General features: G+C 57.8%; 17 protein-coding genes. 11 read left to right on the forward strand and 6 right to left on the reverse strand.

Going from position 1 to position 20046, the window contains the following annotated elements:
• Window positions 1-7: 7 nt before the first annotated feature.
• Entirely contained in the window at window positions 8-163 is a 156-nt protein-coding gene (locus AKL28_RS24480; RefSeq protein WP_156226331.1) for a hypothetical protein, read from the forward strand.
• Window positions 164-166: 3 nt separating this feature from the next.
• Here AKL28_RS24480 and AKL28_RS12930 read toward each other — a convergent pair whose 3' ends face one another.
• Both AKL28_RS12930 and AKL28_RS12935 read right to left on the reverse strand, forming a co-directional pair.
• Window positions 167-1480, reverse strand: a complete 1314-nt coding sequence (locus AKL28_RS12930) for a hypothetical protein (protein WP_050468551.1) — start codon at window positions 1478-1480, stop codon at window positions 167-169.
• 142 nt (window positions 1481-1622) lie between these two features.
• On the reverse strand, window positions 1623-1979 hold the full coding sequence (locus tag AKL28_RS12935) for a hypothetical protein (RefSeq protein ID WP_050468552.1): 357 nt from the start codon (window positions 1977-1979) through the stop codon (window positions 1623-1625).
• 421 nt (window positions 1980-2400) lie between these two features.
• On the opposite strand from AKL28_RS12935, the gene AKL28_RS12940 reads away from it, so the two are divergent.
• From AKL28_RS12940 to AKL28_RS12980, 9 genes are all read left to right on the forward strand, one after another.
• Window positions 2401-2976, forward strand: a complete 576-nt coding sequence (locus AKL28_RS12940; RefSeq protein ID WP_082221481.1) for an RNA polymerase sigma factor — start codon at window positions 2401-2403, stop codon at window positions 2974-2976.
• Window positions 2973-3926, forward strand: coding sequence for a FecR family protein (locus AKL28_RS12945; protein ID WP_050468553.1), 954 nt, complete (start codon window positions 2973-2975; stop codon window positions 3924-3926). The genes AKL28_RS12940 and AKL28_RS12945 overlap by 4 nt, the downstream gene beginning before the upstream one ends.
• 147 nt (window positions 3927-4073) lie before the next feature.
• Window positions 4074-6542, forward strand: coding sequence for a TonB-dependent receptor (locus tag AKL28_RS12950; RefSeq protein WP_231602421.1), 2469 nt, complete (start codon window positions 4074-4076; stop codon window positions 6540-6542).
• Between the two features lie 22 nt (window positions 6543-6564).
• On the forward strand, window positions 6565-7830 hold the full coding sequence (locus AKL28_RS12955) for a ComEC/Rec2 family competence protein (RefSeq protein WP_050468554.1): 1266 nt from the start codon (window positions 6565-6567) through the stop codon (window positions 7828-7830).
• Between the two features lie 41 nt (window positions 7831-7871).
• Window positions 7872-8879 carry a purine-nucleoside phosphorylase gene (locus AKL28_RS12960; protein ID WP_231602422.1) on the forward strand — a complete coding sequence of 336 codons (1008 nt, stop codon included), beginning with the start codon at window positions 7872-7874 and terminating at the stop codon, window positions 8877-8879.
• Between the two features lie 35 nt (window positions 8880-8914).
• A complete protein-coding gene (locus AKL28_RS25040) occupies window positions 8915-9565 on the forward strand; it encodes an energy transducer TonB (protein ID WP_082221483.1) in 651 nt (216 codons plus the stop codon).
• Window positions 9566-9611: 46 nt separating this feature from the next.
• On the forward strand, window positions 9612-10400 hold the full coding sequence (locus AKL28_RS12970) for a MotA/TolQ/ExbB proton channel family protein (protein WP_050468555.1): 789 nt from the start codon (window positions 9612-9614) through the stop codon (window positions 10398-10400).
• 2 nt (window positions 10401-10402) lie between these two features.
• A complete protein-coding gene (locus AKL28_RS12975; RefSeq protein ID WP_174525373.1) occupies window positions 10403-10831 on the forward strand; it encodes an ExbD/TolR family protein in 429 nt (142 codons plus the stop codon).
• A gap of 38 nt (window positions 10832-10869) precedes the next feature.
• A complete protein-coding gene (locus tag AKL28_RS12980) occupies window positions 10870-11307 on the forward strand; it encodes an ExbD/TolR family protein (protein WP_050468556.1) in 438 nt (145 codons plus the stop codon).
• Window positions 11308-11353: 46 nt separating this feature from the next.
• On the opposite strand, the gene AKL28_RS12985 is transcribed toward AKL28_RS12980, so the two are convergent.
• The 3 genes from AKL28_RS12985 to AKL28_RS12995 all read right to left on the reverse strand — a co-directional run bounded on the left by AKL28_RS12985 (window position 11354) and on the right by AKL28_RS12995 (window position 16719).
• On the reverse strand, window positions 11354-11773 hold the full coding sequence (locus AKL28_RS12985) for a CesT family type III secretion system chaperone (RefSeq protein ID WP_050468557.1): 420 nt from the start codon (window positions 11771-11773) through the stop codon (window positions 11354-11356).
• A complete protein-coding gene (locus AKL28_RS12990) occupies window positions 11770-14490 on the reverse strand; it encodes a hypothetical protein (protein ID WP_156226332.1) in 2721 nt (906 codons plus the stop codon). The genes AKL28_RS12985 and AKL28_RS12990 overlap by 4 nt, the downstream gene beginning before the upstream one ends.
• A gap of 168 nt (window positions 14491-14658) precedes the next feature.
• Window positions 14659-16719: a hypothetical protein gene (locus tag AKL28_RS12995; RefSeq protein ID WP_156226333.1), complete on the reverse strand. Its 2061-nt coding sequence runs from the start codon at window positions 16717-16719 to the stop codon at window positions 14659-14661.
• A gap of 473 nt (window positions 16720-17192) precedes the next feature.
• On the opposite strand from AKL28_RS12995, the gene AKL28_RS24485 reads away from it, so the two are divergent.
• Window positions 17193-17522 carry a hypothetical protein gene (locus tag AKL28_RS24485; RefSeq protein WP_174525374.1) on the forward strand — a complete coding sequence of 110 codons (330 nt, stop codon included), beginning with the start codon at window positions 17193-17195 and terminating at the stop codon, window positions 17520-17522.
• 300 nt (window positions 17523-17822) lie between these two features.
• On the opposite strand, the gene AKL28_RS13000 is transcribed toward AKL28_RS24485, so the two are convergent.
• Window positions 17823-19514 carry a phosphoethanolamine transferase gene (locus AKL28_RS13000; protein ID WP_050468560.1) on the reverse strand — a complete coding sequence of 564 codons (1692 nt, stop codon included), beginning with the start codon at window positions 19512-19514 and terminating at the stop codon, window positions 17823-17825.
• Window positions 19515-20046 lie beyond the last annotated feature (532 nt).

Genomic DNA, 20046 nt, shown 5'->3' on the forward strand with positions numbered 1-20046 from the left:
CGTGACCATGAAGGGATCGACCGAAGGCGAGTTGCTGTTGCGTTGCGCCGACGCCGTCCAGCACCACGTCAAAGGCAGCAAGCCGCTGCGACGCGTGGCATCGGGCGGCTTGCTGGGGGTGCTGCTGGATCAGATAAGGCGTCGCTGGCGCGGCCGGCAGTAAGGCTTATTCCTGCGGCAACCGTGCCAACTGCGCCGCTTCACGCTGGCGCAGGGGCAGTTTCTCCCACGCGGCCGACAGCGCCGCACCGGCCTTCTTGTCGAGCAGCGGGCCCACCGCGATGGCAGCGGTCCATAAAAAGGTGATCGGGAACAGCGCCAGCGCAAACATCATCTGCTGGTTGACGAACTTGTCGGTGTCGGACAGTTTGGGATTCTTGTTCAACTCGGCGGTCACCACGCTATAGAGCGACACGCCTCCGGTCCATACGGCGGCCTGCGCCAGTGTCGACAGGTTGGGCAGAGTCAGGACCGCCTGCTTCAATCCTTCGCCCACCTGGCCCAGCGTGTCCTTGTTGAACACATGGCTCAGGCCATTGGCGGCGGCGCCCTTAAAGGTGGCGCGCTTGAGTTCGTCCAGTGACCCTTCCCAGTCGTCCTCGGACAGGATATGGCCGGCATCGATGCGGTTGTAATGGCGGTCCATCATGTGGCCGGCGGCACTGACGATGCCGCTGGCCACTACGGCGGTGGTGGGGCCGATGCCGTACTGCGCCCTGACGCCGGTGGCCAGGTCGGCGCGGGCAATGCCCGAGGCCAGACCGCCGGTGACGGTAAAGGACACCGGGAACAGCTGGAAGGTGGTGCCGATCTTCTTGAATACATCGGTGGCCGTGAGCGGTCCACGCGGATCTTCCTCGGGCAGGATGTCTTCCAGCGACTTGGTCGTATTGCCCCAGCGCGGGGCGTGGGAGGCAACCTGGTTGATGGCGCTGGAGCCGGCATGCACCAGCAGGATGGTGATCGCGCCCGACAGTGCGCCGCTGTTGGCCGGCGTCAATGCCGGCAGGAATTTGGCGATCAGGTTGGCTATCGAGAACGGCACCCCCAGCGCGGCGCCCTGGACGGCGTCAGCCGGCAGGTCGATAGCGAAATTGGAGAAGGCGAACAGAGATTCGAGCTGGCGCGGGTTTTCGCCGCGGTCCAGCATGCGTTGCGCGCGCTGTTGAACGCGTGTCTCGAATTGTCCGGCTTCTTCGTGGCGCCCGACCAGCATGTGCTTGCGCGCCACCGTGACCAGGTCATTGAAGCGTTCCTGGCGTGCTTCGGGCGTTTCGTTGGCCAGCGCGCCGGCGCCGGCGGTGCGGCCATGTTCGGAGCGCAAGCTCAGTTCCATGGCATTGCCGCTGCGTACGGCCTGCTCTGAAATTCCCTGCGAAGGCGGTGGCAGCGGCGGCTGGTTGCGCGTCGGTGCGGAGGTGATGGCGTCGAGATGAGCGCCATCGACGGGGACGGTAGTGTTGTTCGATGAGACTTGCATGATGTGTTCCAAGGCAATGAGGTTACCGCGGCCAGGCGTCACGAAATGCGCCCGGCGCGGATCGGGTGGCGCCAGGCGCCGTTTAATCCGCTATTGAGCTTGGGTGTCGCGCAACCTCTTGCCGGTTCCATCGGCGCGCTCATCAGACACACTTGAACAGCACCTTGACCTCATAGTCATCGTTGGCATCGAGCGCCGGAAAGCGGGGGGAATTGACGTAGGTGGCCAGTTCGGCGGCTGTCTCCTGCGGCTCGGCCCGGCGCAGCGGCAGGCCGCGGTATCGGGTGTCGGCATTGACGATGGCATGGCGCAGGTTGCGCTCGCGGCAGGTGGTTTCGGCCAGTTTGAGCGAACTGCCCAGGGCCTGCTGCTCGTTTTCCGAGTAGGCCAGGCTGCGGTAACTGCCATCTTCCAGCGGCATCAGGCTGGCCACGGGGGCGCTGGCGCAGGCGGTCACTAACAGCAGGGGCGAAACGATGGCGACGAACTTGTTGATCATGGCGAATTCCCGGTGAGGTGGCGTCGAAATGCCTGGCGAGACGAGCTCGGTGGCCGGGATGAGTGGCGGCGCATGGTGCCATGGTTCCACCAAGGCGGGTAGTGCGGCCCATGAAATGTGTGGCCTGGCGCATCGTTGCGGCCGATTTATCGATCCCCGTGGGCAGATGTAATGGCCGCGTCACAATCCCTTCCTAGAATACGCGCACAGCAGGTTTGTTAAACATTGAAAAACCGATGTTCATACAACCAGTGGCAAGTTCTTTGTCGTATTCCGAAGTCACTGTTGCAGTGCCCGATGAGAGTAGCCGACGACAGGCAACGGATCCTCGCAGGTTTCTCCGCTTCAAATTCCATAAAAAAATCAGGAAGACGTTCCGGATTTCCGGCGCATCTTCGTCTAACCTTTCAAAGCCAAGTCGATGATGCGTTCAGATACTGACGATTGGTTCGTCACTCAGGTACTGCCGCTGGAAGAGTCCCTTTGGCGCTTTCTCAGGCGCAACTGTCACAACGGAGACGAGGAAGTATCTGACCTGATGCAGGAGGTCTACGTACGATTGTATGAATCGGCGCGTACGCGCAAGCCCGAACAGGTGAAGCCATTCATGTTTTCCATCGCCCGCAATCTGCTCATCGACCGGGCGCGCAGGTCGCAGGTTGTTTCCATCGAAGCCTATGCCGACCTGGATGCATTGGATATGACCGTCGATACACTTTCGCCGGAGAGGCATCTGATCGGTATGGAAGAGTTGCGACTTCTGCAGAACGCGCTGGACGATTTGCCTGTACGTTGCCGGGAGGTAGTGCAGCTCAGGAAAATAGATGGCTTGTCGCAACGCGATGTCGCCGCCCACATGGGTATTACCGAAGATACGGTCGAGAAGCAGATGTCGAAGGGGATTAGGGCGCTTGCCGAAAACCTGCTCCGAAGAGGGGTGGCCGTGACACTGGCAAGAAAAGTTGGTGCGTATAGAAAAAGGATCGGCGTGGAATGAAGAATGCGTCTCGGGTCGAGGCGGAAGCCGCAGACTGGATCGTCCGACGCGATAGCGGAAACTGGACGCAAGAACTGGAGAACGAGTTGCATTCCTGGCTGGAAGATGCAACCGCGCATCGTATCGCCTATCTGCGCCTGGAGCGTACCTGGGAGCGAGCCGACCGCTTGCGCAGCATGAAGACGCCCGATGCCTGGTCGGTGGCGCGGCATGTTCCTTTCTGGAGGCGCACGCCGGTGATACGGCTGGCCGCCGGGCTGGTTCTGGTGCTCAGCGGGGCGCTGATGAGTGCAAGTTACTGGATGGACAGTGGCCGATACAGGACGGTCGTGGGCGAAAGCCGCTCGATGGCGCTGGCCGACGGTTCGCGTGTCACGCTGAATACCGATACCCTTTTGCGGGCAGAAGTCGAGAAAGAGCAGCGTACGGTCTGGCTTGATGAAGGCGAGGCTTATTTCGAGGTGGCCCATGACGCTCGCCACCCGTTCGTCGTGGTGGCTGGAGAAAATCGCGTTACTGTGCTGGGTACGCGGTTTTCTGTGCGCCGCAGTGGCGACCGGCTGAGTGTGGCCGTCGTGGACGGCCGTGTGCGCGTAAGCGCGCAATCGGCTATGCATTCTCAGAACGAAGTGGTGATTGGCAAGAGCGAAATGGCGATAGTCGATCACGGCGCGATCCTGAAAAGTGCAAAAACTCCTTCGGAAATCGAGCGCCAGTTGAGCTGGCGGCAGGGCAAGTTGGTGCTCGATCAGATGACCCTGGCCGATGCGGCTGAAGAATTCAATCGCTACAACAACAAGAAACTTGTCATTACGGATGACACCGTTGCGAAAATACGGATCGGCGGCAGCTTCAATGTCGATAACGTGGAAGGGTTTGCACGTCTGCTTAGTCAAGGATTTGGATTGAAGGTCAAGAACGGTGATAAGCAAATAGAAATCGGAAGTTAGCATTCCGGATTGTGGCCGCTGGATCGTCTTAGTAGGGGAAGTCATAACACTAACCTACTAATGGGGAACAGGATGATACGTCACAAGATTGCGGCCGCGATTTCTACATTGGCCTTTTGCGTTGCCGCCCACGCGCAAACGCATGAATTGAACATCCCAGGCGGTGACCTGAAGGCGGCGCTCGACGCGTATGCATTGCAGTCCGGCACCCAGATCATTTACAACGCCGACGAGGTGCGCGGGCAGCGTACGAGCGGCGTCAGCGGCCGTCTCTCGAACGAGCAGGCGCTCAGTGCGTTGTTGAAGGATACGGGGCTCTACGTGAAGCACGACGGCAGCTCTGCCGTTGTCATTTTTCGCGGCACCATGTTCGACGTGCCCGCCCAGCCGCTTGATCGGGCGATCGCAGCCATCGAAGCGCAGTCTCAACTGAAGGTGATTCGTCCCGCCGCCATGCCGGATGCGATCAGTAATGCAGTACACGGCGTATATGCGCCGAGCGACGCGCTGCGCATGGCAATCGATAGCAGCGAACTGGCGATCAAGTCGGAGCAGGGTGATCGCATTGTGCTGGCGCGCCAGGAGGCAGGATTGAGCACGGTCATCGTGACGGCGCAAAAGCGGGCACAGTCGGCGCAAAGCGTGCCGATTTCCATGACCACGTTGTCGGGCAAGACATTGGATGCCTTCCGTGTCCAAAGCCTGCAGGATGTCTCGCGGCTTACGCCGAGCCTGCTGGTGTCTTCGTTCAGTCAGAACAATCCGACCGTGGCCATCCGTGGCGTCAGCAATACGTTCTCGCAAATGGGTGTTAGCAAACCGGTGGCGGTCGTGGTGGACGATGTCTTCATTCCACGTAACAGTGCTTCCAGTTTCGAGTTGTACGATCTCGATTCGATCAGCATCCTCAAGGGGCCGCAGGGAACCCTGTTTGGCCGAAACGTCACGGGCGGCGCGATTGTCATCAATACGCGGGTGCCGTCATTCGAAGAACGCGAGATCGAGACCCATACCAGCGTCGGCAACTACGGTGACCGCCAGTTCAGTGGCCTGGTCAGCGTTCCCTTGAGCGATAGCGCCGCATTCAAGATCTCTGCCAATGTTCATCACCATGATGGCTATGGATACGACCGCCTGACCGGGCGCGAACAGGACGACCTGAACAGCCGTAACGTGCGCACGCAATGGCGTATGAAGTTCAACGCCGATGCCGAGGCAACCTTCAGTGTGGACTACGGTGAGGACTGGAACCGTGGCCGCACCTTGTCTTCCGATACGCTTGGCAGCGACGGCAACAACCGGACCTCTGAACTGGGCGTGAATCAGGGCTTCAACCGCAGTCAGTACGGTATTTCGGCCAAGGTCAATTGGAAAGTCGGGCAGGGCGATATCACTTCCATCACCGCATATCGCGATTCCCGCTCCAAGGAGACCTACTCCGGCGTGGGCACGAACTATCGTTTCCTTGTCACGGGTGCGCAGGCCCTCAATACCGATGCCGATCAGGTGGGCACCTTGTCGCAGGAATTGCGCTATGCCAGCCCGAAGTGGGAGAGTGGCGACTTCGTCACCGGCCTGTATTTCATGAACGAGGCAGGTAACCGCCAATTGCGTACCACCGGCCTTGCCGCCGTGACTGGCGCGGTCAATAGCGATGTGTTGTCGGCGGCCGGTGTCAATACCACCAGTTACGCGGTATTTGCCGACGGTACGCTGCATCTGCCGGCATCGGTGGATTTCACCGCCGGCCTGCGCTATACCCGTGACGAAAAAGACGCTTCGCTGACGCGTACCGATTTCCGCAGTGCGGCCAAATCCTTCAACGTGAGCGGCGCCTCTTCCAGCTGGAGCCAGGTGACGCCGCGCGGCGTACTGAGCTGGGAAGCCCGGCCCGGTTTCATGACCTATGCCAGTGTGACCAAGGGCTTTACCGCCGGCGGCTTCAACACAGAAGCGGCGACGGCGGATATTTTCCGCACGCCGTTCCAGCCTGAGACCGTGCTCAACTACGAAGCCGGTATCAAGTCACAATGGCTGGACAACAGGCTGCGGGTGAATGCTGCGATATTCCGCATGAAATACAAGAACAAGCAGGAACTGGTGTTCAACGCCAACAACGGCATCCTGACCATCGTCAACGCCGGCAAGGCCACGGTGAATGGTGGCGAACTGGAAGTTGCCTACAAGCCGACTCGCTGGCTGGATCTGTCGCTTGGGTATAGCCGGCTGGAGGGTGTCTATGACGATTTCGTCGTCGGTGCCGTCAACAACACGGGCCATCCGCTGGGCAATTCCCCGCAAGACCAGTACTCGGTCGCGGCCAGCATGAATCTGCCCTTGAACATGGGCGGCTATCTGACCGGATCGGCCAGCTATTCCTGGGTAGACAGCTATTACACCGGCGCCACCCAGGACCCCAACCTGAAAAACCCGAGCTATGGCTTGGTCAACGCCAGCGTCGGCTATGACAGCAGTGACCGCAAGTGGGGCGTTAGCTTTTGGATCAAGAACCTGACCAATGCCTATTACGTCCAGACGCGATCCACCCAGGTGGTCAATGCCCAATACGCTGCGCCACCGCGCACCTTCGGCGTCACCCTGAACACCCGCTTCTGAATCCAATCGAAAGGGAACCGATATGTCAGATCGTAAACGACGGCAATTGATCCAGGCAATCTTGAGCGCCCCGCTGGCCGCCGGCGCTGTTCTTCCGGGCCGCGCCGCTGCTCAGGGACAGAGCCTTCCCGCCTGGCAGCCGGGCCTGCTCGACATCCACCACATTGCCACCGGGCGCGGCAATGCCACGCTGATGGTGCTGCCGGACGGCACCACCCTGCTCATGGATGCAGGAGCGACAGACGATTCACTGGACGTCTCCTTTTCTCCTCGCCCGGACGGCAGCCGCCGTCCCGGCCAATGGATTGCGCGCTACATCCAGCGGCGCCTGAAGGAGACCGGGACGCAGGCACTCGACTATCTGATGGTCAGCCATTTTCATCCCGATCACACCGGCGACGTCGGAGCGGATGCCCCGCCCTCGAGGTTGGGGCCATATCGCTTGTCCGGTGTCACAGATGTCGCCGAAATGGTGCCGATCGGCACGGTGGTCGATCGCGATTTCCCCGGCTACGATTACCCCACGGTGTGGACCGCTCCTTTTGCGACGAACTACTTTTCCTACGTCAAGAGCAGGGTGGCCAAGGGGCAGGATGTGCAGCGCTTCAGGGTCGGTACCGACAAGCAATTCGTCGGTAAGGGCCACCATCGCGTCCCCGGCAAGTTCGGCGTGCGTAACCTGGTCGCTAATGGCGAGGTGTGGATGGGTGTGGGCGAGGGTACGGTAAAGATGTTTCCACCGCTCGATACCCTGGACCGCAAGGATTATCCCAACGAAAACCTCTGTTCGTCGGGCCTGCGACTGGACTACGGCGACTTCCGCTATTTCTCGTGCGGCGACCTGACCAGTTACACCTACGACGGCGAACAACCCTGGCGCGATGTTCTGACCGCTGCCGCACGCGCGTCCGGTCCGGTGGACGTTGCGACTGCAGACCATCATGGATTGTTCGACGGCCTTAGTGCCGATACCGTGCGCCTGTTGCGCCCGCAGGCCTGGATGATCCAGACCTGGCATATTTCGCAGCCCGACCTGCTGCAACTTGAGCGCATGTTCAGCGAACGTCTCTACCCGGGAGCACGCGAAGTTTATGCGACCTCCGTAATGAAGGAAAACCTTGTCGCCAATCGCCGCATGCTGTCACGCTTGAAGAGTATCGATGGCCATATCGTGGTGCGTGTGGCGCAGGACGGCACGTTCAATATCTTTGTCACGGACAATGCAGATGAGAGTGACCGCGTCAAGATGGTGAGCGGACCGCATCGTTCCAGCCGCAAGAGTGCATGATGGCGTTGCTAACGACAGCAAGGCGCATGCGGCGCGTGGGCATGGTGTTGGCTCTGGTAATGCTGGCCTGGTTTCAGGCCGCAGCTGCACAGGACGCGCCGCGGCCGGTCAAGGTGATGGTTCTATCGATGTTCAAGCCCGAAGCACAGTACTGGCTGGCGCATTGGGGCAGCATTGAACAGATCGCCGTGCCCGGCCTTGCACCGGACAATCCTGTGGTGCATTGCCGCCAGGACGGGGCATGCCTGGCTGTGCTGGGCATGGGGCATGCCAACGCTGCCGCGTCAATGATGGCGCTGACATTGTCTGGACGCTTTGACCTGCGGCAGGCGTATTTCCTGATCGCCGGCATCGCGGGTATCAGTCCCGAATACGGCACGCTGGGAACGGCAACCTGGGCCGGCTACGCTGTGGACTTCGGGCTGCAATGGGAGCTCGACGCGCGCGAGATTCCCAAGCGCTGGCGCACCGGCTACCTCGGCATCAATACCCGCCATCCGGATCAGAAACCGGCATTGGACTACCGGACCGAAGTGTTTCAGCTCAATGAAGCATTGCAGCAGGCGGCCTATCGGCTTTCGCGCAACGCGGTACTGGCCGACGATGAGCAAGCGGCCAGCTACCGGGCCAGGTATGCGCAGGCCGCCGCGCGCGGCAAGCCGGAAGTCGTGCGTTGCGACACTTTGTCCAGCGATACCTGGTTTTCCGGCCGGCTGTTGAGCCAGCGGGCGACGCAATGGATGGGTTTGCTCACTGATGGGCGAGGCCGCTATTGCACCGCCCAACAGGAAGACAACGCGACGCTGGAAGCGTTGCGCCGCGCCGGTGCTGCCGGGTTGGCCGATCCGGCGCGCGTGGCGCTGTTGCGCACGGGGTCGGATTTCGATCGACCGGCGCCCGGTTTCTCCAGTGCCAGCAACCTTCTGAATTTCGAAACCCAAGGTGGTTTTGCCATTGCGACAGAGAACCTCTACCGCGCCGGTTCACCTTTGGTCGAAGCTATCGTCTCGAACTGGGCTCGCTGGTCGCAGGGTGTTCCCTCCGAGTGAACGAGAAGATCGCATGCACGACGGAGAAAACAACCATGCATTTTTCTAACGAAAAACCGGCATCGTCGCGACGAGCCATCAGCATAGCCATGGTGATTGGTTTGCACATCGCGCTGGCATACGCATTGCTCAATGGAATGGGCAAGGAAATCGTGGAAGTAGTGAGCCAGCCGGTCCAGGTCAGTATCACCGAGATTCCCAAGCCCATCCCGGAAGTGAAACCCGAGACGGCGCCGCCGGCGCCGGCACCAGCGCCAAAGAAACCGCAACCGGCCTACGTGCCGCAACCCGAAGTCAAGACCGATGCGCCGGCCATGCCGGCCGTGGCTGCTGCCAGTACGCCGAGTGTGCCTGTGCCGTCTGTGGCGCCAACGACGCCCGCCGTACCTGGCGCTGCCAAGGGACCATCACGTACACCGGCGGTGGTGGACTCGAGCAAGTGCGGAAAACCGGCCTATCCCAGCGCCTCGCAACGCAACGAAGAAGAAGGGACGGTGACCCTGGCTTTCCTGATCGGGGTGGATGGCGCCGTGCTGGATGCCAAGGTGCAGAACTCCAGCGGTTATCCGGCGCTGGACCGCGCCGCGCGCGACGGCCTGAGCCTGTGCAAGTTCAAGCCGGCCACCGTGGATGGCGTACCTGAACAGTCCTGGACCAAGATGCACTACGTCTGGAAGCTGGAGTGAATGCCAGGCCTTTACACATCTTTTGCATTTTCAATTTGGAGCAAGCATGTTCAATTCCCGTAAATATATTGTTTTACTGGCAGCGTCCGTGGGCGCCTCGATGGCGGTCTCAACGGTACATGCCGCCGAGACGGTCGCCGTGGAAAATCCTTACGGACTGGCCGCGCTGTGGGCCGGTGGCGATATCGTGGCCAAAGCCACGCTGTTGATACTGGTGACGATGTCGGCGGCGAGCTGGTACGTCATCATCGCCAAGTTTCTCGACCAGATGCAGCTCGGGCGGCAAGGCCGGGACGCCGCCGACAAGTTCTGGAAGGCGGCGAGCGTTGCCGGGGGCATCACCCAACTCAAGGATGGCAGTCCTTACCGCTATATCGCGGAGACTGGCAATACCTCCAGCGAACACCATGAAGGGGCGCTGCTGGAGCAAATCGACCTCAATACCTGGATCACGATGTCCATCCAGCGTGCGGTAGAGAGGGTCAACAGCCGGCTGCAGAACGGAATGTCCCTGTTGGCCACGGTCGGTTCTACCGCTCCCTTTGTGGGCCTGTTCGGCACGGTGTGGGGCATTTACCATGCACTGACGGCAATCGGCGTGGCCGGCCAGGCATCCATCGACAAGGTGGCGGGGCCGGTAGGCGAAGCGCTGATCATGACGGCCATCGGATTGGCCGTAGCGGTGCCGGCAGTATTGGGATACAACTGGCTCATCAGGCGCAACAAGAGCGCCATGGAAGAGGTGCGCTCGTTCAGCGCCGACCTGCATGCGGTATTGCTGGGTGGTGCCATGCGTGCTGCACCGGGCGCGGCATTGTCCAAGAAGGTTGCCTGATCATGGCGATGTCCTTGGGAGATGCCGGTGGCGGCGAGGAAGAGGTGATCGCTGCCATCAACACTACGCCGCTGGTCGATGTGATGCTGGTTCTGCTGATCATCTTTCTGATCACGGTGCCGGTCGTCACGCACACCGTTCCTATCAAGCTGCCCAATGAGATCAACCGGTTATACGAGCCCAAGGTAGAGAACATCAACCTTGCCGTACGCAGCGATGGCCACCTGTACTGGAACGACGAGTCCATTGCCGGTCAGGCTGTCCTGCTTGAGCGACTCAAGAAAGTCGCGGCAATGAAGCCGCAACCAGGGATCAATATCCGGGGCGATCAAAACGCGCGCTACGAATTCGTTGGCCGTACCATCCTCACGGCGCAACGCGCAGGTATCGTCAAGATCGGTTTCATCCTGGAACCTCCAGCGCGCAGTTGAACTATCACCGCCGCAAAAAGGCGATATGGAGAAGCAGTATGGCCATCAATACAGGCGCCCCGTCAGGTAGCGATGACGACGCACCGATGCTGGAAATGAATATGACGCCTCTCATCGACGTCATGCTGGTGCTCATCATCATGTTCATCATCACCATCCCCATCCAGAATCACATGGTGGAACTGAACATGCCGGCGCCAGCACCGGCAGTTCAGCCGCCGCGCTTGCCGCAGACGCAGACGATCGATGTCACCGTCGATGGCACCCTTCTCTGGAATGGCGTCATCCTGGCTGGACGTGCCGAGCTGGAAGAAAAACTGGGAGAGGTCGCACGCCAGGCCGATCAGGATGAAGTCCATATCAGACCCAACAAGCTGGCACCGTATCGCGTAGTGGCGGCGGTATTGGCGGCAACGCAACGGGCCGGCGTCATCAAGTTGGGGCTGGTGGGCAACGAGCAGTTCCTCGATTCCTGAACAAGCTCGTTGCCCGCTTTTCTTCCGGCTTGATACCGTGTTGGTGTCAAGCCGCTTCGGTCTCCAGAAAATAAGATTGCTTCCAGTTGGCGACCACCGCCACATGCTTGAGCATGCTCTGCATGGTCTGCGCCGGATCCATGGCCGCCAGCGGCAGCGCCGACATGGCAAGAACATGACCAGAGCCGGGATCCATCGAAAATACCGGGGAGTGCAATCCGTGCATGTCGCGATTGGCCGCCAATAGCGCTTCGAGGATGGCGCAGCGGTTTTCCTTCGGCGCTTCGCCAAAGTCGCAAACGATAGCGACGTTTTCCTCTCCCCACTGCGCTGCATCATGTGCGATCATGAACGGCACACCATTCAGGTCGAGCCGCAGTATGCCAGGAGCGGGATCCAGCGTTAGGCCCATTTCCTTGCTCAACTCGTGTACGAAGGTTTCAAAAGTGGCTTGCGTCTTCATCATGTAATGTCCAGTACTTTGTCGTTGTGGGGACGGGCCTGCGCATTCGTTTGATCTTGCCGATCCTGGGGCTCGTCTGTCACCTCCGCGATGCGCTCCGAGTCTCCCAAAGCCTCTTGCTGGGCCAGTCTGTCGAGCTGTGCGTGTGCTTCTCTGATCAGCTTGGCTGCCTGCTTCTTGATGCCGGGACCGGTGAAGATGCGCTCTCCGGCGTAGTCGGTAACAGCCCGGCGGGCGGAATAAAGATAATGCTCCCTGAACATCTCGATGAACGAAGGTCTGCCTTCTCGCCTGGTAAAGAACTCCCGTCGTACGCGAGCCGTATTGACTGCCTGTGGTCCGCCCCAGGCGGCGAGTACGGCAAATCCGAGCGGCAGGGCAGATAGGCCCATCATGACGTAGGAAAAAGTTCTTGAGTGATCGTTCGGTCCTTCGCCGGGAGTGCAGGTAAAGGTCTCGGGACGAGACCTGCGCGCCATGCCGGCGCCAGCCTGCAGCAGGAAGAAGAAGCCGGTGCCGCCGACCCCCATGAAGGTTGCGCGGGCAATTTGTACTACCAGTGCGGGGACGATATAACCGGGCATGTTCCAGCGCGTCGTGATTGCATCCTTGGTGTTGCCCAGCCAGTTTTTTTCGCCCAGGAACACATTGGCGATGGCTTGCGTGGTCTCGTATGTGAGGCGTGTGTAGTCGAACGGCAAGAGAATCCGGTCCAATTGGTGATGCCGGAGTTTTTTCAGCAGATCCTGCACCTGAGCCATCGACTTCGGCTCTTTGAGCAGCTTGCCGGCCGCGAGGTCGTGATTAGTAACGATCCTGTCAGCATCGGATGCGGACGCATCGATATGCGGTCGTACCCTTAACGTCTGTAGCAACGCGTGCTCGTAGGGGGTCAAGGACTTGTCTCGGCGCGCCTGGTATTCCTGGGCTTCTTCTATGTTCTGGGCCGCCGGAGCTGTCTTCCAGCCGTCGATGTTAAGGGTGCTGCCTCGCGCCTTGTCCTCCAGGCGCGTACGCACCGCCAACTCCAGCGGCGTCAGCACGGCAGCTTCGGCGCGCGCCATTTCTGCCCATTCCAGGACCTGCTCCCGCTTCACATCGACGAAATCATCGACCTCCAGCAGCTCACGGGTTTCGTATTTCTTTTGCAGCTGCTCCAGCTGACCGGCCAATGCGGGCGGAAGCGGACCTTGTCGGAGCGCTTTCGCCGCCGCCAGCGAATCGAGTCCCAGCGCGTCGCGCAGTAGCTCAAACGGGGTGTCAGTCTCGTATTTGGCCTGCAGAGATGCGAGGTTCCTAACGGCTTCCGGGGTTGGTTCTTCGTCGTTGGCAGGTGCCTCGAGCGTCAAAAGCTTGTTCAGCTCTTCCAGTACCATCAGTTTTCCGAGTTCCTCGAGCGCTCCATCGCAATTGGCCAGTGCCGGACCTTCACAGCTTGACTTGAATTCATTCCAGCGCTCCCTTACCTCGGGACTCATGGGGGGAGAGAATTTCGCCAGGTTGAATCCGCCGGCTTCGTCAAACGTCTTGATCAGTTTGGCGGTTGTGTCGAACTGCTTGGCGATTTTTTCAAGCACCGCATCGCAGCGGGTCGTAATGCCGTCGCCGATCAACCACATTTGTTGCACATATCGCGCTCTGAACATGTCACGAACTTCATCCTTGGTCTGGACCAGTCCGGAAGAAATGTTCGCGGCCATGATCAAGCGTCCCTCGCGCATCCGATCCGTCGGCGCAGCTGCCAGCTGCAACAATTGCACCATGGCGGCCGTGCCCATCTGTACGTAGAAGGCATACTGACTTCCTTTGCAGTCCTTGTTCTGCGCAAATGAAATGTATTGCGTCAGGTTCAGCAAGATCTGTTTCAGGGCCGACAGGGTTGATTGTGCCCAGCGTCCATGGTCGAAACTGTCGTCATGTATTTCGCGGCGATAGCGCGCCTCCATTGCCGCTTCGCTGGCGTCAAGCGCCTGTTCAAGCTTGTTCTTGGTCTCCTGCGAAGGAGCGCTTTCCACCGCTGCCAGCGCTTCCTTTAGCTTCTTGTTGGTGGCAGTCATTTCGGTCGAGGTGGCGGCCAGGGTTTTGGCGCCTTCCAGGTTCCTGCTGCGCCCCGGAATCCCGGCATCGCGCGCAAAGTCGAAGCCGTAGAATGCCGCATTGAAGACGTGGACGCTCAAGTAGGGTTGATACACCTGCGCCAGCAGCGACCAGCCGAACGACACCAGGGCCGCATTGCTTTTTGGGCCGAGGCCGCCATACAGAGTTGGCAAAATGCCGATCGCATTGTTCACGGCGCCAGCAGCCTGAAGGGCCAGTGCCTCACGGACCAGCTCCTTGGCTGCGGCGCTCGGATCGACCTTGAGCGCTTCAAAGATATGATCCACGTATTCCATCGCTTTATCGCTTCGACTATTCACGTCGAGCGTCAGCAGCAATTTGTTTATCTCGAGCACGGTGGCCATGCTTTCGTCGGAAATCGGGCGATGGCTGGTTTGCATGACAACGTCATGATGCAAGGTATTCAAGGCGTGCGCTCGGTCGTGCTGATATTTCCGTTGTAATGGATTGCTGCCGCGATGCTGCAAGGACAATCCCTCGACAGGGGGCATGTCGATGGCGATGTGCGCGTCTCGTAGATTTTCCGTGCGTGCTGTCTGTAGATTGATGTTATCCAGTTCCAGCTCCGGAATGCGGGGCGAATTATTGGAGATCGGTTGCATGATGATTTTCTAAAAATATTAATGAATGCGATTGTGTTTCTCGATATTCCACTGGCTGGCATAAAAGGGCATGGCCTGTGCAAGCAGTGGAATGAAGCGTTGGGATGGCGGTCGATGGACGTTCCCATCGGGTCGCGCAAGGCGGCCCGATGGCAGATGATGGTCAGATCAGAGGTCGTTGATTTTTTCTTCGATTTCTATCTTGGCTTCAACGATCTGGTCAGCATCACCGCTTCGCAGTGCTTGGAAGTATTGTTTGACCGGCTCTTCGAGATTCTTGCGCAGGCCAGACTGGTTAAGTTCGATGGCGCTCAGAACGGTATCGTATTCCAGCGCCAGGTAAACCTGATCCACCTCCGCCGCGGCATGCCGGGCGCATTGTTGCAATGCCGGATCAGACGACTGGAAGATGTCGCGGTAGCCAACGCGGTCTTTGTAGGTCAGACCCGGCCCCTGATCGGTGGCGAATTTCATCCCAACGCTAGCGGCCATTACCTCGTCATAGCTGTGATGGCGCTTATTGCCGACCAGGGCCGCCAACAAGATGGCGCGGAATGTTTCCAGGGAGGGGAAGGGGATCGGCTGGTCTTTCTGTTCTTTCCTTTGCGCGGCCCATTTATCCACGGCCGCGCAATACAGGTTGAGGTAGCCCAGCGTATGTCCGCTCATGCCTCCCACGATCGGCCGCTGATTGTTATAAGCGCTGTCGTACCAGTCTTTTTGCTTGCTGATGAAATCTCGCTTCAGAAAATCGGACGAATAGTGGATGCCGAATTCCGAGTCGCGGATATGAAATTCCGCTGAGTCTCTTGGGATGTTGAGCTTACGGCGAATCTCTTTGATGTACTTCTCGCATGCGACTTCAGGTTTTTCCAGGATGTTGCCGTGCACGCCGGCCACGTTCATCAATCCTACTTCCCGTTCCGAGGTCACCAGCGGATGGCGATAGTCGAGTTCTTCGGCGTTGATATGAGTATTGTAGGTCTGCTCGAAACTTTCGCCGCCATGCAAGTGCGCATCGGACCAAGGAATCTCCGCGATGTCGCCATAGAGGAATTTTCGTTCGTCCTCGTTGGCGGCGGTCCAGATCTCTTCGATGGAAAGCTGGTCTGACGGTTTCCCGGTTTCTTTGGCGATGCCGGACATCAGCTTATTGAATTTCCGGCTGTATTTCTCATCCTGGATATGTTTTCCTGACCGTTCCGGAAGACGTTTTTCGCGGAATTGATACACGCCGTTTTCCAGTGATTTCTTCATCGCCTTCGACAGTTCATTCCATTCTGCTTCGGCCACACCCGTTCCCAGATTGCGTTGGTTCATCAACGGCACCAGGCCGCTTTCCCTGGTGCGATAGTCGGCAAGGGGTTTGAGCAACAAGTGGCCGTAGCAGTTTTTGCCGATCGGGATGGAGCGGTCCGGGTCGCGCGTGATGGTGCTTAAGTGATAGATCCAATATTCCATGCTGTTCTCGATGCCCTGCTTGTACTCCACCGATCCACCGAAATAAGGAAACTGGCCAAACAACATCTTGAGCAACTTCATGTAACCGATGACGCTGGCCTTCTCGGTTTCGTCCACGTCTTTGGAGATCGGATGTTTCGCGAGAAATGCCGTGATGGTTGAATCACTACCATCGCGCTCCTCGAATAATCTCTTGAGGGGCTCCAGCGGGAAGTAGTTCTGGAATTTGTTGAACAAAAAATCAAGACGGCTGGATCGATGTTCCTTCCCCAAGGGGGCATCGGGGGGGAGCACGATCGACTCGATGTCGAGCTGCTTGTGAATGAGCTCGATGATCTTCTTCAGTTCCGCCGTAAAGTGCGGTTCGTGTTCGATCGCATGTTGCAGTTTTTCTTCGAACATCAAATTGAGGTCCAACACCAGGTTCGCCGCCACGTTGGCGGCCCTGCTATGCGTGCCGCGGTCGCCGTAGGTGGTAGCGATCACGGTCGGCGTTTCGCTACTCAGACGTGGTTTGCTAAGCAAGAGGCCGGTTTCCCGGCAGAGGTTGACGCTGTTTGCAAGAAATGGCTTGGAACGATGGGGCGAGTGCAGATTTTTTTCAGCCAGCTTGGTCTGTACGAAGACGCGGCCGGAATTTTCCGGACCGCGCACCGTGCCGCTGGACGCGGTCGGCACCACCACCTGTTTGGCTTGTGCTTGGGAAGTGGGAGGGGATGAATCGGGTATTGGATCGAAGGATGTCTTTCGGCTTGTGGTTGGAAACATGTTTGTATTCCTTTAGAAAATCTCCGCCCGCACGATTCAATTTGAACAGGCGAAGAAGGATAAATAAGCGCAGCAACTTGATGATCGTTTCGGACCATGCCTCTGCGTCGTTAAAGATTTTTCGATAAGCGCACGAATGTCGCGAGCGGTACTGGCTGAGTGCATTGACATGTGGGATGGCCTGACAAAATCTCTTCGCACGTGTGGACCCATCAGCGCCAAATTGCGACGATGGAATACGAAAAAATCACCGATGGGTGGTGGGTTGTCGATGCATGTTCCTGCTTCATAAAAATGTCATTTAAATGAAACGGGAATGTCATGTTTGATCAATGAAACCCGCTCTGCATAAGGCTTTCAGAGAAAACGTTTACTGTGAGTCGTAACGCGATGATGATGTGTCGTTACGATGGAGTTGGAAAAATATCGACTTACAACAGTGTTAGATTTTGATGATTTAATAGATTATTTTTTTGATCGAATATGACGTGATTGCAATCGATCTGGAGGAAGAAAAACTGCGCGAAAGCTATCTGCTGCCAGATGTGAAGGGTCGCAACGCGACGAATATATCGAGGGGGCCGCAGTTGTCTAACTGCGTCACTACACAAACCGGCGTCAACAATTCGCCGACGCTGATAAAGCGCAGGGTTCGCACGTCACGGTCGGTCGCTGACGGTGATATCGTTATCATTGGTAGTCTGGAAGAGAACCGTGAAAGCTCAGGCTGTGCTGGCTTTTCGTCTTCCGGCTTCTTCAATGATGCTATATGTAGCAGTTACCGTAGCGACCGGGGCGGTTGAGCTGCGCTAGCGCACTGCGTAGCCGTGAATCCAGCATGTGGCGACGTGGCTTCGGGCGTGATGAATGTATTGCAGGGGCGGCACGAGCGTAATGACGATGCTCTTGGCATTCCCGTGTACGAAAGCGCTTTTATGGATTCCGGACATTCAGTCGTTCAAAGACGGACTACATGGTGCTGCATGGTGCTTCCCCAAAAAAAGACCAACTCCGAAGAGTTGGTCTAAGTGCGTGATTTAATTGGTGCCGGTAGATGGAATCAAACCGTCGACCTACTAATTACGAAGAACCCGAGCATGCTCTCACTGGTTTGCCGGGTTCACAGGATTTTGTTGGTATATGACGGTGCGCGGCTCGTAAGGCCGACCATTGATGCGGCGAAGGCCGTTGACGAAATCCTGGCTGTGAAAATTCTCGCTGAGGATATCCCGCGAAGCTTCGTAGTACATTGAGCGAACACCGAGAAGGCCCAGTACGGTGTGCTCCAAATGGTCGGTTTGGTACGCACGATGTTCGAGCATGGCCTTCTCTTCCGGATTTTTCCCGATAAAAGACCTTGTCCACAAAAGCATGGGAATTTCATACCCTGTCACGTCCGAAATGGACTGGCCGGCATGGTTTCTCGTGTGGCCGACTTCCTGTCCATGGTCTGAACTGAAGACCAGGCTGGCGTTGTTCTGGCGTGTCGCCTTCATCGTCAACTGCAGCATGCTCCCGACAACATAGTCGTTGTATGCGATTGCGTTGTCGTATTCATTGCGCAGCTGGCGAATCCACACCGGGCGGTCGGCTTTGGCGAGTTGTTCTGAAATGTGGTCGACGGCGCCATCGAACTTCGCATATTCCTGTGGATAGCGCATGTCATATGTTGGATGGGCGCCCAAAAGATGGACCACGATAAGCTTTTTCGGGGCTGGATTATTTAGCGCGGCTTCCAATCCGGGCAGCAGATTTCCATCGAAGTTGTTTTCGCCGCGCCCGGCCCCCTTGTTGATAAAGAGCTTTTCGCTGGCGCGGTTGGATACCAGGCCCAGCCAGCCATCGTTGGGGACCTGGTTGGAAATCCAGAACGTCTTGAAGCCGGCTTCATGGGCCAGCATCAGCACGTCGGGCTTGCGATTCCACTCGTCCGGTTCATCGATGTCTGCCGGCGTGAACATTTTCATCAGCGAAGCCATGGTCGCCGGCTCCGACGAAACAACATCCTGGAAAACGATCAGGTCCTTGCGCATCGAACTCAGCAGCGGCGTTGTGTTGCGCGGATAACCGTACAAGGACATGTTGGCGCGGTTGATGCTTTCTCCGATCACCCACACCACAGTGTTGCTCTCTGGGCCTTCATACTGGACTTTCCAGTCGGATTTCTTCGCCATATTTCGCTCGATGTCCCTCGACATGTTCTCGGCCCGAACTACCTGTTCGTGATAGTCCATGTAGCGCAAAGGCCAGAAAAGAAGCGGATTTTCCTTGGCCATCGTGGGATTGAAATGCAGGGCAAGGAACACTGTGAGAAGCGCGCCAATTCCGGCGAGGCTCCGCCGCTTCAGCGGTGTGGCAGTGGCATCGGGTTCCATGCCGGCAAGTTTTCGTTGGGCCAGAAATGCCAGGAAGCTGGCGGCCAGAAAGACGAGCACGGCTTTCGCCACGTCGCGCCAGTTGTGCTGAAAGAATTCTCCTGTTTCACCGGGGTTCGAGTTGAAGATGGCCTGTAAAACCAGGATGGGATTGGGGCGCAATCCAAAGTAATCGCGCAGGAATCCTTTCAGCGTAGCGTCGAGGAAAAAAAGCAGGAGAATCAGGAGCGTGCTCGTCGATAGCCATCGTGGTCTCCGGCGGAAATAGGGGATGGCAATGAAAATTCCTGTAATCCCCGGCAGAGCGCTCGCCATCAGGATGCTGCTCTTGGCCAGCTCATTCGTACTCACCATGCCTAGCATCCAGAAAATGCTCAGGCCGACCAATCCGATGCAAAGTCGATTGCGCAATTGTTTCAATTTTGCTCTTTCTGCCGCCCTCGTCGGCAAATCGTTGCAGCATGCGTATGGGGTCGTCCCTTCGAACCCCAATTCCTGTTGTGTGGCGCCTGTTCTGGAAAGCGAGTCATTCTTGGGAGTTGCTCAGAGAACGCAGGCCGCGCGGTATGACACGCCAAGAGCCGATTTGTTTCGTTGAAAGCACAAGCCATCAAAAAAATATTGTGCAAACAACCAATTTCCAGACCGCAACAGCGTTCTGTTTGGACGGGAAAGCTTTAGCGCGTTTACGAAAAGGAGATGAGAGGGGGATGTTGATGCAACTGAGGAGGGGGTATTCGCCGGTTTGGCTAGTCGCCGAGCGGGGCGGTCAGGCTAAAAACTAAAAACATGCTCATCACTGCAACTAAAAGAGCACCAAAGACGAAATACCCGATTATCCGGATTGCAGTTTTCATATCGGCATTGCCTGATTGTTGGATGCCTGAGGTGGGGGCAAGCCCCCACCCCGGAAATTGGCGCGCCTACTAGAATCGGTACGCAGTAAAGATGG

It is taken from the genome of Herbaspirillum chlorophenolicum, assembly GCF_001189955.1.
Classification (GTDB): domain Bacteria; phylum Pseudomonadota; class Gammaproteobacteria; order Burkholderiales; family Burkholderiaceae_D; genus Herbaspirillum; species Herbaspirillum chlorophenolicum.